The sequence below is a fragment of the Streptomyces sp. NPDC004435 genome (genome assembly GCF_042873895.1).
Taxonomy (GTDB): domain Bacteria; phylum Actinomycetota; class Actinomycetes; order Streptomycetales; family Streptomycetaceae; genus Streptomyces.
This window is the reverse complement of record NZ_JBIAMB010000006.1, coordinates 216430-233663: the sequence shown is the minus strand read 5'-3', so window position 1 is coordinate 233663 and position 17234 is coordinate 216430. Positions and strand designations below refer to the sequence as shown.

Below are 17234 nucleotides of genomic sequence, written 5' to 3'. Positions count from 1 at the left end.
TCGCCTGCAATCCTCCCGGACCGTTCTCCGTGATCGGCAGGGACTTAAGTACTTGACCGATTCGCACCGCTCTTGATCGCGCCTGCCCTGCACTCGCGGCATCCGCAAGCCCGGGCGCTGCCCGCTTCGTCGCAGGTGCCCCCTGATGTCAAGGCCCCACCGTTAGGATCTCCCAAGAGCTTTGTCTACCGCCGGATGGCCGAGTCAATCAGCTCTTCAGCACGCAGCGACGAAGCGGGGGCCGCACATGCGGGAAGGCCGGTGGACCACGGTCACCGAGTCCGAGTACGAGCACGAGCACCGCGGCCTGGAAGCCATCCGCGAGAAGCTGCCGGACTCTGATCCGTGGCGGGCCTGGTCGAACTTCACCTTCACCGCGAACACCGGGCACGTCCGCGAGATCGATCTCCTCGTCATCGCCCCCGGCGGCGTCTGCATGATTGAGCTGAAGAACTGGCACGGCTCCGTGACCAGCGAGAACGGCACCTGGGTCCAGACCGCGCCCAACGGTCGTCGCGTCCTGCACGGCAACCCGCTGCACCTTGTCAACAAGAAGGCCAAGGAGCTCGCCGGACTGCTCGGCCAGAACGGCAAGCGCGTCTGGGTCGCCGAAGCCGTCTGCTTCACGGACGACGGCCTGCGCATCCGACTGCCCGCCCATGACGAGAACGGCGTCTACACCGTCTCCGAACTGGTCGCGATGCTGCAGCAGCCCCCGCGTGACGAGCGCCGGCGCATCACCGCCGTCGACTCCCGCGAGATCAAGGCCGCCCTGGAGCGGGTCGGCGTCCGCCCCAGCGATGCCAAGTACAAGGTCGGCCCGTACGAGCTGAAGCGGAAGGCCTTCGACTCCGGCGAGACCTGGGCCGACTACCTCGCCGAGCACACCGAGCTGCCCGAGGTGGCCCGCGTCCGCATCTACCTGCGCGAACGCGGTTCGGACACCTCGATCCGGCAGTCCGTGGAGAACGCCGCCCGGCGCGAGGCCGCGGTCCTGCGCCGCTTCCGGCACCCCGGCGTCGTCCAGCTCAAGCAGTACGACCCGTCCGGGCACTCCTCCGGCCCCGCCCTGATCTTCGACTACCACCCGCACACCCTGCGTCTCGACGAGTACCTCCTCCAGTACGGGGAGAAGCTCGACATCCTCGGCCGCATGGCGCTCGTCCGCCAGCTCGCCGAGACGATGCGCTCCGCGCACTCCAGCCGCATCCACCACCGGGCGCTGGCCGCCCGCTCCGTCCACGTGCTGCCACGCAACCGGGGCCGCGAGGGTCAGGCCGTCGGCGAGGACGCGGCCTGGCTCTCCCCGCACCTGCAGATCTCCGACTGGCAGATCGCCACCCAGCGCAGTGGCACGGGCTCCGGGGAAGGGGCGACCCGGTTCGCCCCGACCGCGCTGTCCGCGATGCACCTGGCGGAGGGCTCCGACCCGTACCTGGCGCCCGAGCTGACCGCCCTGAACGCCGACCCGGTCTACCTCGACGTCTACGGCCTCGGCGTCCTCACCTACCTCCTGGTGACGGGCAAGGCACCGGCCGCGAGCCAGGCGGAGCTGCTCACGCGCCTCGAAGCCGGTGAGGGCCTGCGTCCCAGCTCGTTGGTGGACGGCCTCTCGGAGGACATCGACGACCTCGTGCAGGCGGCCACCGCCTACCGGCCCGGCCAGCGCCTCTCCAGCATCGACGAGTTCCTCGAAATGCTGGAACTCGTCGAGGACTCCCTCACGACCCCCGCCGCGCCCCCGGTACCGGAAGCCCCCGAGAAGGACCCGCTCGAAGCCGTGGCCGGCGACGTACTGGGCGGCCGCTGGCAGGTCCGCCGCCGCCTGGGCACCGGCTCGACCAGCCGCGCCTACCTCGTGTACGACCAGGACCACGTGGCGCGCAAGACGCGCCCGCTCGCCGTCCTCAAGGTGGCGCTCTCCGACAGCCGGGGCGAGATCCTCGCCCACGAGGCCGCGGTCATGGGGCGCCTGCGCGCCGACTCCCGCGTCATCCGTCTCGTGGAGCCGGAGCCTTTGAAGATCGCCGACCGCACGGTGCTCGTCCTGGAGTACGTGGGCGACGAGCGGGAGGAGACCGGCGAGGGCGAGGAGTCCGGAACCCCCCGTACCCGCCGCCGCGAGGAGACGGTCGCCCGCCAGCTGCGCGAGAGCGGCCGGCTCCAGATCGACCAGCTGGAGGCGTACGGCGACTACCTCTTCGGCGCGGTCGACTTCCTGGAGGGCGAGAGCGTCTGGCACCGCGACATCAAGCCCGACAACATCGCCATCCGCATCCGCCCGAACCGCACCCGCGAGCTCGTCCTCATCGACTTCTCCCTGGCCGGATATCCGGCGAAGGACTACGAGGCCGGCACCGAGGGCTACCTCGACCCGTTCATCGGGACCCTGACCCGGACCGCCTACGACTCGCACGCCGAGCGGTACGCGGTCGCGGTCACCCTGCATCAGATGGCCTCCGGCGAGCTGCCCAAGTGGGGCGACGGCTCGGTACCGCCCCGGATGACGGACCCGAAGAAGCACCCGCACCCGATCATCGCGAAGGACGCCTTCGAACCCGGGGTGCGCGACGGCCTGGTCGCCTTCTTCGAGAAGGCCCTGCACCGGGACGCCGTCCAGCGCTTCCCCGAGCTGAAGCCGATGCGGGATGCCTGGAAGAAGATCTTCCTGGACGCCACGCAGGCCGTCCCGTCCAGCCACCGCTCCCGCCACCCGGAACCCTCCGAGACTCCGTCCCTCGACGCCGGCCAGGCCACCATCGCGGACGCCGAGCCCCTCACCGCGGAGCAGCAGCGCGAGCAGCTCGCGGCGGAGGTCACCCGCGACACCCACCTGTCGGCCGCCGGCCTCACCCCTGCCGCCGAGGCGTTCCTGTACGGGCTGGGCGTCACGACGGTCGGGGAGCTCCTCGACTACAGCCGCCGTAAGCTCCTCAACGCACCCGGTCTGGGTGCGAAGACCCGCAGCGAGGTCCAGCGTCGCCAGCGCGAGTGGGGCGACCGGCTGCGCGAGACCCCGATCTCGCCGCTCACCCCGAGGGGCCGGGCCGAGGCCAAGGAGGAACTGGCCCAGCTGTCCGCCACCGAGTCGGCTCTGCTCGGCACCCTGGCCAGTAGGGACGCCGCCGGGGGCCTCACCGGTTCCGCGCTGCGCGCGGTCAGCCTGGACACGCTGGCCACGATCTTCGTACCTGAGCTCAACAACAACCGCTCGAACCACAACAAGGTCGAGACGGTACGCCTGCTCCTGCGTCTTCCCGACGCGCAGGGCGAGCTCCCCGACATCGGGGTCTGGCCCAAGCAGAAGGACGTCGCGGACGCGCTCAGCCTGTCGGCCGGCCGGATCCCGCAGCTCCTGAAGGAGGAGCGCAAGCGCTGGAAGAAGCACCCGGCAGTGCAGGCCCTGCGCGCCGAGATCATGGATCTCCTCACCGACCTGGGCCGGGTCGCCTCCGCCGCCGAGATCGCCGACGCCCTCGCCGTGCGGCGCGGTACGCAGCTGTCCGAGCGCGAGCAGCGGCGCGCGCTGGCGCTGGCCGCCGTACGGGCCGTGGTGGAGGTGGAGCAACTGGAACCGGAGGAAGCCGAGTTCCAGCACCAGCCCAACCGCAAGGCCACCGAGGAGGCCCTGGGCGCGGGCCTGCTGGCCCTCGACGTCCGCGAGGACGACGCCCCGGACACCCCGACGGCGCCCGGTCTGCTCGACTACGCCGCCCGCCTGGGGAAAACGGCCGATCGCCTGGCCAAGCTCGAAACCCTGCCGACGGCGACGACGGTACTGAGCGAGCTCGGCTCCCTCACCCCGCCGCCCGGCTCGGTGGAGTGGGACGAACGCCGCCTGGTGGAGCTGGCAGCCGCCGCTTCCCTCAACGCGGCGGCGACGCCCCGCCTGGAGATCTACCAGCGCGACCTGTCGCTCGTACGCGCCCTGAGGCTGACCCAGGCCGGTCTGGTCCGGCTCATCCCCGGCGTACCAGAGGCCCGCCAGCCGGGCGTGACAGGCGAGGACGTCCACGAGCGCGTCCGGGCCCGCTTCCCCGAGCTGGTCCTTCCTGACTCTCGTGGCGGCTTCTCCCACGACCTCCCGACGGCCGGCCCTCTGACGAAGGCCCTGCGGGACGCGGGCTTCGACCTCACGCTGTCCACGCGCGAGGACACCAAGACCCTGCGCTACCTCCCGACCCGGATGGACAGCGCGTCCAGCTACCTGACCACGGGCGCCTGGCGGCAGGCCACCGATGTCGGGGCGGTGACGCGCTACGCGGACGACCCCGCACTGGCGGGCGCGGTCCGCGCGCAGGAACGCCTGGCCGCTTCGGCCCGCCGCGACGGCTACCGGGTCCTGACCGTGCACCACCACCGTCCGGAGGAAGCGGTACGGGCGTTGGGCGCGGCACCCATCGGTGCCCAGGCCGTCTCGGTGACGGCCCTCTTCCTGGAGGCGATGCACGCGTTGGCCCCGGAGGGGTCGAAGCCGACGTGGGAGACGCTGCTGAAGGCGGACGTGGCGGAGGCCGGCTCGCGGGGCGCGGTGAAGTTCGCGGAGTACGCGCGGACGGCGTGGGGTGCGGTGGAGCCGCAGGTCCGGAGCCTGCTGGACTCCTCCGCCGGCTCCGGCCCGGTCCTCCTGACAGAGGCCGCGGTCTTCGCCCGCTACGACGCGATGGGTGTCCTGGACCGCCTGGCGGAGGCCGCCCGCCAGGGCGGTCGCGGCCTGTGGTTGCTGGTACCGCAGGGCGACCCGTCCAGAGAGCCGAAGCTGGGCCAGGTCGCAGTGGCGTACCAGGCCGGGCTGGGTGAGTGGATCGAACTTCCGGACTCGTGGGTCAAAGACTCGAGGACGAACACGACAGCAGTAGCCGAACGACCCGAGGGAGACACCAAGTGATCGACCGTAAGGCCCTGTTGGAAGACCTCAAGAAGCAGGTCAAAGCGGTCGAGACGGACCTCGGCAAGCAAGTAAAGGCTGTCACCGAGGTAGGTACCCGCCTCCGTGCCGAATACGAGCAGGCCCGCAAGCTGGGGCGTACGGCGGCGACGTGGAACTCCTGGCTGGACGAGCGGGTCACGCAGGTCGCGGTGGCCTGGGTCCTGGGCACGGTCTTCGTCCGCTTCTGCGAGGACAACGAGCTGATCCCGGAGCCGTACCTGACGGCCCCGGACCCGGACCGTCGTGACCTGGCCCTGGCCCGCTACGAGGAGTACGTGGCGAAGGACGCGGACCCGACCTTCCGCGGCTGGCTGGAGCGCGCCTTCGCGGACCTGGGCGCGGGCCAGGCGGGCCGCCTCCTCTTCGACCGCAAGCACAATCCCCTGTTCCAGATCCCGCTGTCCCACGACGGCGCGCGCGAACTCATCACCTTCTGGCGCGAGCGTGACGAGGCGGGTGTCCTGGTCCACGACTTCACGGACAAGCTGAACGAGGACGGCACAGAGGGCTGGGACACCCGCTTTCTGGGCGACCTCTACCAGGACCTGAGCGAGGCAGCGCGTCAGACGTACGCCCTGCTCCAGACCCCGGAGTTCGTTGAGGAGTTCATCCTCGACCGCACAATGGACCCGGCCGTCCGTGAGTTCGGCTACGAGGGCCTCAGGATGATTGACCCAACATGTGGGTCTGGCCACTTCGTACTGGGCGCTTTTCGGCGACTGGTGCGGCTGTGGGGTGAGGGCCAGCCCGGCAAGGACGTGCACGAGAGGGTACGAGCCGCGCTGGATTCGGTGCACGGAGTGGACCTGAACCCGTTCGCGGTGGCAGTGGCCCGGTTCCGGTTGCTGGTCGCGGCAATGGCAGCAAGCAATATTCGAACCCTGCCGGATGCGGCCCGGTACAAGTGGCCGATCCACCTCGCAGTGGGCGACTCGCTAATCAAGGCCCGACAGCTAGAGCTAACGCTGGGCGACGCGGAGGAAAACGACCCTGTGGCTTCGTTCGCATATGCCACCGAGGATGTGCACGAACACCCAGGGATTCTGCAGCCAGGGCGTTATCACGTAGTGGTGGGCAATCCGCCATACATCACAGTGAAGGACAAGAGGCTAAATCAGCTATATCGAGAACTCTATAAAAGCTGCGCAATGGAGTATGCGCTATCAGTTCCGTTCGCCGAGCGATTTTTCGATCTAGCAAAACGCGGCAACGTTGACGGAAGCAACTATGGCATGGTCGGGCAGATCACAGCGAATTCATTCATGAAGCGTGAGTTCGGGACCAAGCTAATCGAGCAATATTTCCATAACCGTGTGGAGCTGACGGAGGTAATCGACACATCTGGTGCATACATTCCCGGACACGGGACGCCAACTGCCATTCTCATCGGAAGGCGTCGCGAGGGGAATCGGCGATCAGCAACAATCCGTACGGTGCGGAGCGTGCAGGGCGAGCCCTCAGCGCCAGCGAGGGGTGAGGATGGACTGGTCTGGAAGGCGATCACAAAGCAGATTGACACCCCCGGGTATGCTGACCAGTGGGTTTCTGTAGATGACCTTCCTCGTGACGAGTTTTTTGGCACTCATCCATGGATTCTAGGAGCTGGCGGTCGCGAGATGATCGCACAGATGGAATCGGCTATGGCGAGCCGCCTGCGTTCCCATCTCGCCCTCGGTATCGGATTCGGGGCTATCTCAGGCGAGGACGGAGCATATTTCCTTCCTGACAACGCCACCGCTCGCCGCCTCAAGGTTGAACACGTTTTGCCTATGGTGACCGGCGAGGCAGTCCGCGACCACGGCATGACTCCTGGAATTACCACGGTTTGGCCATACGACGAAGATTGGCATCTCATTGAAGAGAGCCAGCTGGCAGGGACTGTCAGATTCCTATGGCCGAACCGCCAGCTCTTGCGTAACCGAAAGCGCTTCGGCAAGGTCGTCAGTTCAATCCCCGGGTTCAGTTGGTACGAATACAGAGAGCTCTATCGAGAAAAGCTCCTCACCTCAATGTCCATCACGTTTCCGTTCGTGGCTACCCACAATCACTTCGCTCTAGGACGAGGGGGAGTGGTATTCAATCGCCATGCGCCAATGGTGAAGTTGCGGGAAGGAGTGAGCGAGGAAGAGCATCTTCGGCTGCTTGGAGTACTGAACAGCTCATCTGCGGGATTCTGGCTACGGCAAATCAGTCACGACAAGGGCCGACCTGGCGCTGACGTCGCCGGGGCCGACGAACCATGGGAGCACAGATTCGAATTTACGGGAACCAATCTTTCAGAATTCCCACTCCCGCGCGAATTCCCTAAATCGCTCGCATCTTCCCTGGATTCACTTTCCATCAGACTCGCCGCCGCAAGCCCTGCCTCCGTTGTGCGCTCCGGCGTACCTACTGGCGCGGATCTTCGAAATGGGAGAAATATCTGGGAGTCGATCCGTGGCGAAATGATCGCCCTACAAGAGGAGCTGGACTGGCAGGTCTACGAACTATATGACCTGCTCGGTGCATCAATGACCGCACCCATTTCTGACGTTCCCCCGATCGCCCCTGCAGAGCGCGCTTTCGCCATTGTTCTGGCCCGCAGGGTCGAACGAGGTGAGGTCAGCACCTCTTGGTTTAAGCACCACAACCACAAATTCACACCCGTCACAGAAATCCCCTCGCACTGGCCCACCGCTTATCAGACAGTCGTCCAGAAGCGGATCGATGCCATTGAGTCGTCGCGCGCTATTGGGATGGTCGAACGGCCGGAGTACAAGAGGCGATGGGCTACCGAGGGGTGGGATGCGCTTCAGGAGAAGGCGCTTCGGTCCTGGCTGCTCGGTCGGATCGAGAACCGCGATCACTGGTTCGATGAGAACGGGATGCCCTCCCTCATCAGTCTCTCCCGCCTCACGGACGCTCTCTCTCGCGACGAGGACTTCGTCTCCGTCGCCAAGATCTACGCGCCCCGCAAGGAACTGCCCGCCGTCGTAGCCGAGCTGATGGCCGACGAGCACGTGCCGTTCCTCCCCGCCCTGCGCTACAAGCCCTCTGGGCTGAAGAAGCGTCAGGACTGGGAGCACGTCTGGGACCTCCAGCGGCAGGAGGACGCCGCCCCGGACGAGCCGGCCAAGCGGAAGATCCGGGACACCATCCCCGTACCATCGAAGTACACCTCGGCGGACTTTCTGCGGCCCTCTTACTGGAAGGCGCGCGGCAAGCTCGACGTGCCCAAGGAGCGGTTCATCTCGTACGGGCAGACCAACACCCCCACCCCCGACCTCTACGGCTGGGCCGGCTGGGACCACCGGGAGCAGGCGTACGCCCTCGACGCGTACATCGCCTCCCACGAGGCGCTGACCTCCGAGGAACTGACCCCGTTCCTTGCCGGGCTGCTGGAACTCCAGCCCTGGCTTGAGCAGTGGCACGACGACTTCGACGCGAACTTCGGCGCTTCACCGGCCGCATTCTTCCGTGGCGACCGGCAGATGGTGCAAGGCGAGCACGGCCTGACCGACGACGACCTGCGCGCCTGGCGCCCGGCCGCCGCCACACGCGGTCGACGCGCCACCAAGAAGTAGAGCCACCGACAATCCGACGGCCTCCGTGAACCCAAGGGTTCTTGGAGGCCGTCCGGTTGTGGTCGTTCCTCAGCGGGGTAGTTGGTAGTCCTTGACGGCGGTGACGAAGGCCGACCAGCCGCCCGCCGGGAACACGAGCACCGGACCGTGCGGGTTCTTGCTGTCCCGCACGGGGACGACGGCAGCAAAGTCGTCAGAGATCTCGACGCACTGGCCGCCGTCCGAATTGCTGTGAGAACTCTTGCGCCAGGTTGCGTCGCTCAGGTCGATGGGTCGCACGGTACTTCCTCCAACATGCGCAGGATGAACTTTCGTGACTCGGCCGGGGAGAGTGCCAGGTCACGCACCGCATCGTAAGCACGTTGCAGTCGCTCAACCGGCCTGTTGTCCTCGATGAGTTCACCTCGATAGGCGTTCTCCGTGTAAGCAACGGTACGCCCGTCGCTTAACCGCAGGAACATCACGTCGGTGCTGTCCAAGCCGCATGGACCGGCGCTGAATGGCAGGACGTGCAGGTTCACGTTCGGTCGCTCGGCCACCTCGGCCAACCACTCCAACTGCTCACTCCAGGCCTGCCTATCCCGCAGCGCCGTCCTCAGCACCGCCTCCGACAGGATCGTCCGAAACGGCGGCGCCTCCTCCCCCTCCAGCAAGTCCCGACGTCCCATCCGTGCTTCGACCTGCTGCTCCAGCTCGTCCCCGCGCAGCCCACCAGCAGCCAGTACTTCGCGCGCGTATCCGGGAGTCTGAAGCAACCCCGGCAGCACACTCACCGCAAAGTGCCACAGGCTCACCGCCTCGGCCTCCAGCGTCATGTACCGCCGGTACCGCTCCTTGAACTGCGTCTTGTCCCCTCGCGCCAACTCCCACAGCACCAGCAGCATCCCCGAGGTCCCGTAGTGCTGGTCCAGCGCCTGCACCACCTCCGGCCCGCCCAAGGTCTCGCCTTTCTCCATCTTCCCGAAGAGCGACCAGTCCCACCCCAGCCGGTCCCCCAGCTGCCGCAGGCTCGCGCCGCTCCGCGCCCTCAGGTGCCGCAGCTCCTCCGCGAACCTCTGCCGCGGCTCCTGGCTCCGACCCGTCACCACCCGACGTGGCGGCATCGCGGCTCCTCCCCTGATCTCCGTGGAAGGTGTGGAACTACCGCTGTGGGCCGAGGAACCAGACCCCGTCCACAGTGTCGCCAGCCTCCTGCGGAATCCATGCTCGTAGTGCCCGGGCTACGCACCGTAATCCACCCCACACCCTCCGGCCCGGGAAACCAGAGCACGGCCAGCCAAAGGAGTCCGCCATGCCCACCTCCCGCCCCACCACCCCCAACCAGCGCAAGATCAAGGAAGCCCTGGACGCCCGCGACGCCCTCGCCGCCGCCCTCACTCAGGCCGGCATCCAGCTGCCCGCCATGGACGTCCGTACCCCCTGGGCCGACGAGTCCCGCTACGCCCTCGTCCACCTCGGGATCTGCTCGGCGCCCGTGGCCCACGCCCTCGCGGAAGTGATCACGAAGGGCGCCTCCCGGTGACGGCCGAACCTCACCCCGGCCGCCCCGCCCTTGGCGAAATCGTCCGCGACACCCACCACAACCGCCTCGGCATCGTCACCGACCGCCTCGGCCCGTACCTCCGGCTCCGCCCCCTCTCCGGCGGCCGGGAATGGGACGCGGACCCGGAAGACACCGAGCCCCTCAGCCCACCAGAAGCCCTCCGTGCCCGCCTCGCGGAGGTGAACGCCCGAAGCCGCAAGCCCCGTCCGGGCGGGTGAGCCGGCCTCCCGCCCCCTCGGCCCGTCGTTGTCAGTGCCCGATGCCATCCTGATCCACGGGAGATTTCCGGCCATCAGCCCCGTAACCAGCGATGATGTCGGACAATGTGCCGAGGAACTTGTCCCGGTACCGGCACGGACAGCGACGGCGACGGCCGTCAGAAGGTGAGCGAGACGCGCAATGGCCCAGCAGCCGCCCCTCCTCCGCGATGTGATCAACATCAAGGAGTCGATCTCCACGTCCGACTTCGTCCTTCAGCTCTCCGAGGCCACCACCCCCGAGGGTGCCGAGCTCGCGCTCAAGGACTACGTCGTCACGGAACGGCTGCTGGAGAACTTCGACGAGGCCCTCGGCCTCATCAAGGCCTCCCTCGACGGGCACACTTCCAAGGCCGCGTACCTCCACGGTTCCTTCGGTTCCGGTAAGTCGCACTTCATGGCCGTGCTGCACGCCCTGCTCAGCGGCAGCCCGGCCGCCCACCGCCGTTCCGACTTCGACTCCGTCCTCACCAAGCACGAGTGGCTGAGCACGGACGGCAAGAAGTTCCTGCTCGTGCCATACCACATGCTCGGCGCGAAGGCCCTGGAGCAGCGGGTCCTCGGCACGTACGTGAGCCACGTCAAGAAGCTCCACCCCGAGGCGCCGACCCCCCGGGTCTACCGCACCGACTCCCTCTTCGCCGACATCCACGCCATGCGCGAGCGGATGGGAGACGAGGCCGTCATCAAGGGCCTGGGCGCAATCGGCGAGGAGGCGGACGAGGACGACGAGTGGGGCGAGTCCTTCGCCTGGACCTCCGCCCTCCTCGACACCGCGCTCGCCGCCGAGGAGATCCACGAGTCGGGGTACGCGCTCAACCTCGTCACCCCCTCCACCGCCGTGGAGCTGCGCGCCCGTCTGGTCCAGGACGCGAGCACGAACCTGCTGCCCGGCTTCACCCAGAACGCGCACGAGAACGAGCACGGCTTCATCTCGCTCGACGCCGGCCTGTCCGTCATCGCCGAGCACGCCAAGTCCCTCGGGTACGACGGCCTGATCCTCTTCCTCGACGAGCTGATCCTCTGGCTGGCCACCCTCATCCACGACCAGAAGTTCGTGGGCCGCGAGGCCGGCAAGATCACCAACTTCGTGGAGGGCGCCGACGCCCGCCGCGCCATCCCGATCGTGTCCTTCATCGCCCGCCAGCGCGACCTGCGCGAGCTGGTCGGCGAGGAGCTGTCCGGGGCCGCCGAGTCCTCCATCCAGGACACCCTGAACCAGGCGTCCGGCCGGTTCGACAAGATCACTCTGGAGGACCGCAACCTCCCCCAGGTCGCGCACGCCCGCCTGCTCCAGCCCAAGGACACCGAGGCTGCCGCGCTCATCACGGCCGAGTTCGAGAAGACCCGTAAGGTCCGCCAGGAGGTGTGGGACACCCTCCTCGGTTCCGACCGCGGGGCGGATGGTGTCGGCGCCGACGAGGAGAGCTTCCGGCTCACTTACCCCTTCTCCCCCGCCTTCATGGACACCCTCGTCCACGTCTCCTCCGCGCTCCAGCGCAACCGCACCGGTATGAAGCTGATGGGCCAGCTCCTCGCCGACCACCGCCACGAGCTGCGTCTGGGCGACCTCATCCCGGTCGGCGACCTGTATCCGCTGATCACCGCGGGCGGCGACAAGCCGTTCACCGACAGCCTCAAGGTCGTCTTCGAGGCCGCCGACAAGCTGTACCGGACCAAGCTGCGCCCGTTCCTCCTCGCCACGTACAACGTGTCGGAGGAGGACATCGAGCAGTACACCCACCGCCCCGACAGCATCACCGACGCGGCCCTGCGCGGCCGAGTGAAGACCTTCGTCGGTGACAACCGGATCATCGGCACCCTCCTGCTTTCCGCCCTCGCGCCGAGCGTGCCGGCCCTCGCCGACCTGACGATCCGCAGGCTGTCCGCACTCAACTACGGCTCGGTCGTCGCCCCGATCCCCGGCCGCGAGTACGGCATCCTGAAGAACAAGGTCGCCGACTGGGCCGGCCGCTTCCCGGAGATCAAGGAGACCGGCACCGACACCAACCCGGGCGTCCGCCTGGAGCTCTCCGGCGTCGACGTCGACTCGGTCATCGCGAACGCCAACGTCAACAACAACCCGGGCAACCGCCTCGCCCTCGCCAAGCGCCTGCTCGCCGAGGAACTCGACGTCAGCCACGGCCAGTTGGTCGAAGAGCTGCAGTTCGTCTGGCGCGGTACGAACCGCTCCGTCGAGGTCATCTTCGGGAACATGGCGGACGAGGACGAGCTGCCCGACCACGACCTGATGCCCCGCGAGGACGGCCGCTGGCGCATCGCCGTCGACCTCCCCTTCGACGACGGCGAGTACGGTCCCGTCGAGGACGCCAACCGCATCCGGCGCCTGCGCGAGAAGCAGCAGGGCGAGCGGTCGCGCACCGTCGCCTGGCTGCCCACCCACCTCTCCAGCCAGCGGTACGGGGACTTCTGCCGCCTCGTCGTCATCGACAAGGCCCTCGCCGACGACCAGCGCTTCGACAGCCAGTACGCCGGCCACCTGAACGCCGACAACCGTGCCCGGGCCAAGGGGCTCCTGGAGACCCAGCGCGAGTCCCTGCTCAAGACCGTCAAGGCAGCCTTCAAGCAGGCGTACGGACTCGCCGAGAAGAAGCCCACGGACGTGGAGCTGGGCTTCGGCGACCACCTGGAATCGCTGCGCGAGGTCGACGGGCTCACCCTCTCCTTCGGCCAGTCGCTGCGCGACGGCATCCGGCACATCGCGGGCAAGCTGCTGGCGACGCAGTTCCCGGACCACCCGGACTTCGACCCCGACCAGACCGGCACGGTCGTCAAGGCCGCCGATGCCAAGAAGGTCTTCACGCACGTCCGTGCCGCGGCCGAGGCGCGCGACGGCCGCGCCGAGGTTCCGGCCGGCGACCGGGCGCTGATGAAGCGGATCGCGGGGCCGCTGCGTCTCGGGCAGCAGAAGGAGGCGTACTTCGAGCTGTCCCCGTACTGGGCCGACCACTTCCGCCAGCTCGCCCGCGAGAACGGCGCCACCGGCGACCTCACCCTGATCACGCTCACCGACTGGACCGACAAGCCGGCCCCGCGCGGGCTGCCGGACTTCCTCGGGCGGCTCGTCGTGGCGGCCTTCGCCGAGATGGACGACCGGGTCTGGGTGCGCGAAGGCATGCCGCTCGACCCGGCTCCCGAGCTGGCGCAGATCAAGGACCGCGACGCCCTGCGCAGTCAGCCCCTGCCCTCCCTCGAGGACTGGGAGTCCGCCAGGCAGCGCTTCGCGGCCGTCTTCGGGCAGCCGGCGCCCACCCTGCTGCGCGGACGTATCGTCAACCAGTTCGCCCGGCAGATCACCGAGCAGGCCCGCGGAGTCCAGGAGGCCGCCGCCGAGCTGGCGGAGCGGCTGGACGAGCACGCCGGTTTCCTGCACCTCGACCAGACGGCCGAGACCGGGCGCCTCGCACTCGCCCGGCGGGCCGTGGAGCTGCTCAAGGCCCTGACCGGCACGGCCGGCCAGGGAGCGGCCGGAGCGAAGAAGACGGTGGAGGCCCTCGCCCGTTTCGACCTCGGCGCGATGACCGCCGAACAGTACGGGACCTCGGTCAAGCAGGCCCGGAAGGTGGCCGAAGCACTCGCCGCGACCTCCTGGAGCACTCTGGAGCTGGCCTCGGCCGAAGGCCCCGAGGGCGAGGCGCTCCTCGACTCCCTGCGCAATGTCGCCCGCAGCGACCAGCAGCGGACGGACAAGCTGGAGGAAGCCCTCGTCCGCACCCAGCGCGAGGTGCTGGCTCTGCTCAAGCGGAACCGTGCGGTCTCTCCGCCGCCTCCGGTGGCCCCGAGTCCCGGCCCCCAGGGCCCGGCCGATGTTCCGCTGGACACGAAGACCAGCGATCCGCGGATTCCCTACGAGGGGTCTCCGACGGAGCCGTCCACCCCTGCCCGGAAGCAGCGCACGAGCGGGGTGCGTACGACGACGGCCTCGCACGCGGTGGCCGAGCTCCAGGCGGAGCTGGCCGAGCTGGCCGCTGCCGAGCCCGGCGTCACCGTGGAGATCACGTGGCGGGTGGTCGGCCGATGAGCATCGCCTCCCCCGCCGTCGCCGTGCGCCTGAACCTCGCGACCGTCACCCAGTACCTGTCGTCCCAGAGCTCCCTCACCGCGTCCCTGAGCGGCAACGACCGGCGCCGTGCCGTGCTGTTGCGCTCGGCGCCGCAGTGGGAGGGTCCGGCCGAGCCTTCCTGGGGGGACGGGCTGACGGCTCGCATCGCAGCCGCGCCGTCGCCACTGGCAGTGCACGAGCTGCTGCTGGACCATCTCGACGGCACATTGCCCGGACCGGCCGTACTCGTCGTCCTGACCGACCGCGAGCAGAACGAGCTGGATCCCGCCATCCTGGCGCGCGCGCACAAGAAGCGCGTCGACACCGTCGACAGCTGGGACGTGGTCCGCGACGCATTCCGCGCCCAGCAGGTCGATCCCCGGCTCAAGGATTCCAACTGGGCCGCTGAGGCACTGTTGGACGCGACCCCGCCGAAGGGCGGCTGGCCGCCCGTCGCCGGCGGCATGCTCTCCCGGCGCACCGCCCTCAGCTCCCTGGCCCTGCGCAGGTTGCGGCTGGGCCGGTACGACAGCGAGGCGGAGTCCTCGGGCCGGGCCCCGGCCGGCGACACCCTGGACCCGCAGACGCTGTTCGGCTGGTCCCTGACCGCCGGCGGGCCCGAACTCCTGCTGAAGCTCCGCCGTCCGGAGCGGGAGGGGCTGTCCGCGTTCCTCGGCGAGGAGGACCAGGCGGGTCACGCCGGACGGGCACTCCTCGCGCTGGTCGAGGCCGAACACGGCCCCGACGCGGTGGCCTTCGGGCTCCTCTGCGCCGCGCTGTGGGTCCACTGCGAGCCGGACGCCGCCGTCTACCGGGCTCGCGGGCGAGCCGAACGGTGGTTGGGCGAGCAGCCCCTCGCCAGGGGTGAGGAGCTCGACCTCGTCGTGTCCCGGTTCGGGATCGCCTCCGAGGAGTACGTGGCCGCGCTGCTGACCTCCGCGTCCCGCGCCGGCGGCGACGCGGAAGCGGTGCGCGAGGCCCGCCGACTCAGTGACACCGTCCTGGACCGGGCCTCCGCGCTGGTCCGCCAGTTCGGCGCCGAGGATGCCGCCAAGGCCAGCGCGCTGCTGGCCGCGGGCCTCGAAGCACGTTTCGCAGCAGTGGGCCGGGCTCTGACCGCCGGGGAGCCCCACACCGTCGCGGACGCCGTACGCGCCCTGGGCGAGCACAGGCAGGCCGACAGGCCGGAGGCACGGGCCCGGGTGGAACGGGCCCGGATGGGTCGGCGGCTGGCCCAGTGGCTGGCCGGTGACCCGGCCGTCACCTCGGACACGGTGGCCGACGCCCTGCAACGCCACATCACCGAAACCGGGTGGGTGGACCGGGCGCTCGAGCACATCGAGGCGGGCGGCGACCCGGACCCCGTCCTGAAATCGGCGTACGACACGCTCGGCCGTCAGGTGCGCTGCAAGCGCCACGAGATCGACGGTGACTTCGCACGCGCCTTGGCCGGATGGACCGCCGCCGGTACCCGACCCGGCACGATGCTGACCGTGGAGACCTTCCTCGACCGCGTGGTGAAGCCCGTCGTACGGGGCGGGGCCGACCGCCGCGTGCTGCTGCTGGTCCTGGACGGGATGAGCGCCTCGATCGCCAGCGAGCTTGGAGAGGAACTGCGGGCCTCATGGGCCGAGTTCGATCCGCTGGAGGAAGGTGCACCCCGCCGTCGCGCGATGGCCGCGGCTCTGCCCACGCTGACGGCCGTCTGCCGGACGTCCCTGTTCGCGGGCCGACTGCTGAAGGGCACACAGGCGGAGGAGAAGAAGCTTTTCCCCGCCCACGCCTTCTGGGGCGGGGAGCCGGCCGCGGTCTTCCACAAGGACGATCTACGCGCCGACGGCTCAGGGGACACGTTCGGTCCGGCACTCACGGAGGCCCTCGCTGACGGGCGCACGCACGTCGCGGTCGTACTGAACACCATCGACGACCGGCTCGCAAAGGAGCAGAAGCTCGGTGACGGGGCCTGGCACCTCGACGAGATAGGGCGGCTGCGCGATCTGCTGCGGGTCGCCGCGGCTCAGGGCATGGCGGTGATCCTCACCAGCGACCATGGCCACGTCGTGGACCGGCGTGGGGTCAAGGTGGATGCCGGTGCACCGGACTCCGCCCGCCACCGCTCCCCCGGCGGCCCCCTGGAAGCCACGGAGGTCGCCCTGTCGGGCCCCCGCGTGGTCTGGCCCGAGCCGGGCGGCTCGATCGTCGCCCTCTGGGACGCCGACTCCCGCTACACCTCGCTCAAGGCCGGCTACCACGGCGGCGCGGCCCTGCGTGAGTTCACCATCCCCGTACTCGCTTTCCTGCCCTTCGGCGCCACTCCGCCCGGCGGCTGGCGAGAGCTGGGTGATCAGCGTCCGGCATGGTGGTTGCTCGACGGGCACACGCCCCTCCAGAACGCGGTTCCGGTCTCCGCGTCGGGTGCCGCCCGTCCGGAGAAGCAGAACCGGCACAAGCCGACGAAGGCGCAGGCCGAACTGGCCCAGACGCACGACTCCCTCTTCGACGTCGCTCTGGTTCCGGCGGCCGAACACGAGGACGCCCTGGTCACACCCGTTCTGGTCGCGCCGGACGATGCGCTGATCACGGCACTGCTCGCGTCCGAGGCGTTCCAGGACCAGGTCGGGCTACTGGCCCGCAAGCCGCCCCTGGACAAGCTGGAGAAGGCGATCCGGGCACTCCTGGAGGCCGGAGGCACCTTGCCCGTGACGGCTGTGGCACAGCGCGTCGACTACCCCGCCACCCGCGCGGACGGCTTCGCCGCGGTGCTGCGGCAGCTCCTCAACTACGACGGGGTTCAGGTCCTACAGACCCTGCCGGACGGACGGACCCTCCGTCTCGACAGGAGTCTGCTGCAGCTGCAGTTCGGGGTGTGAGGCGGTGG

Annotated in this window: 8 protein-coding genes; 6 read left to right on the top strand and 2 right to left on the bottom strand. The window is 69.0% G+C overall.

Going from position 1 to position 17234, the window contains the following annotated elements:
- Positions 1-247: 247 nt before the first annotated feature.
- Positions 248-4888 (top strand): BREX system serine/threonine kinase PglW, encoded by a 4641-nt coding sequence (gene pglW / locus ACFYT9_RS13150; protein WP_389163044.1) that lies wholly within the window; start codon positions 248-250, stop codon positions 4886-4888.
- Positions 4885-8493, top strand: a complete 3609-nt coding sequence (gene pglX / locus ACFYT9_RS13145; RefSeq protein WP_389163041.1) for a BREX-2 system adenine-specific DNA-methyltransferase PglX — start codon at positions 4885-4887, stop codon at positions 8491-8493. Before pglW ends, pglX begins: the two co-directional genes overlap by 4 nt.
- Positions 8494-8562: 69 nt before the next feature.
- Here the strand turns inward: pglX and ACFYT9_RS13140 are convergent, their stop codons facing one another.
- Positions 8563-8772: a DUF397 domain-containing protein gene (locus ACFYT9_RS13140; RefSeq protein WP_389163039.1), complete on the bottom strand. Its 210-nt coding sequence runs from the start codon at positions 8770-8772 to the stop codon at positions 8563-8565.
- Entirely contained in the window at positions 8754-9596 is an 843-nt protein-coding gene (locus tag ACFYT9_RS13135; protein ID WP_389163037.1) for a helix-turn-helix domain-containing protein, read from the bottom strand. The genes ACFYT9_RS13140 and ACFYT9_RS13135 overlap by 19 nt, the downstream gene beginning before the upstream one ends.
- A 188-nt stretch (positions 9597-9784) precedes the next feature.
- Here ACFYT9_RS13135 and ACFYT9_RS13130 point away from each other — a divergent pair, with 188 nt between their 5' ends.
- The 4 genes from ACFYT9_RS13130 (at position 9785) to pglZ (ending at position 17226) form a co-directional block, all read left to right on the top strand.
- Positions 9785-10015 carry a hypothetical protein gene (locus ACFYT9_RS13130; protein WP_389163034.1) on the top strand — a complete coding sequence of 77 codons (231 nt, stop codon included), beginning with the start codon at positions 9785-9787 and terminating at the stop codon, positions 10013-10015.
- Positions 10012-10254, top strand: a complete 243-nt coding sequence (locus tag ACFYT9_RS13125) for a hypothetical protein (RefSeq protein WP_389163031.1) — start codon at positions 10012-10014, stop codon at positions 10252-10254. Before ACFYT9_RS13130 ends, ACFYT9_RS13125 begins: the two co-directional genes overlap by 4 nt.
- Before the next feature lie 181 nt (positions 10255-10435).
- Positions 10436-14335: a phage resistance protein gene (locus ACFYT9_RS13120; protein WP_389163029.1), complete on the top strand. Its 3900-nt coding sequence runs from the start codon at positions 10436-10438 to the stop codon at positions 14333-14335.
- Positions 14332-17226, top strand: coding sequence for a BREX-2 system phosphatase PglZ (gene pglZ / locus ACFYT9_RS13115; RefSeq protein ID WP_389163027.1), 2895 nt, complete (start codon positions 14332-14334; stop codon positions 17224-17226). Before ACFYT9_RS13120 ends, pglZ begins: the two co-directional genes overlap by 4 nt.
- Positions 17227-17234 lie beyond the last annotated feature (8 nt).

Bases quoted from the DNA above. Each gene is read 5' to 3' on its own strand.
- ACFYT9_RS13135 (WP_389163037.1), bottom strand. From the start codon at position 9,596: ATGCCGCCACGTCGGGTGGTGACGGGTCGGAGCCAGGAGCCGCGGCAG.
- ACFYT9_RS13120 (WP_389163029.1), top strand. From the start codon at position 10,436: ATGGCCCAGCAGCCGCCCCTCCTCCGCGATGTGATCAACATCAAGGAG.
- ACFYT9_RS13130 (WP_389163034.1), top strand. From the start codon at position 9,785: ATGCCCACCTCCCGCCCCACCACCCCCAACCAGCGCAAGATCAAGGAA.
- pglZ (WP_389163027.1), top strand. From the start codon at position 14,332: ATGAGCATCGCCTCCCCCGCCGTCGCCGTGCGCCTGAACCTCGCGACC.
- pglW (WP_389163044.1), top strand. From the start codon at position 248: ATGCGGGAAGGCCGGTGGACCACGGTCACCGAGTCCGAGTACGAGCAC.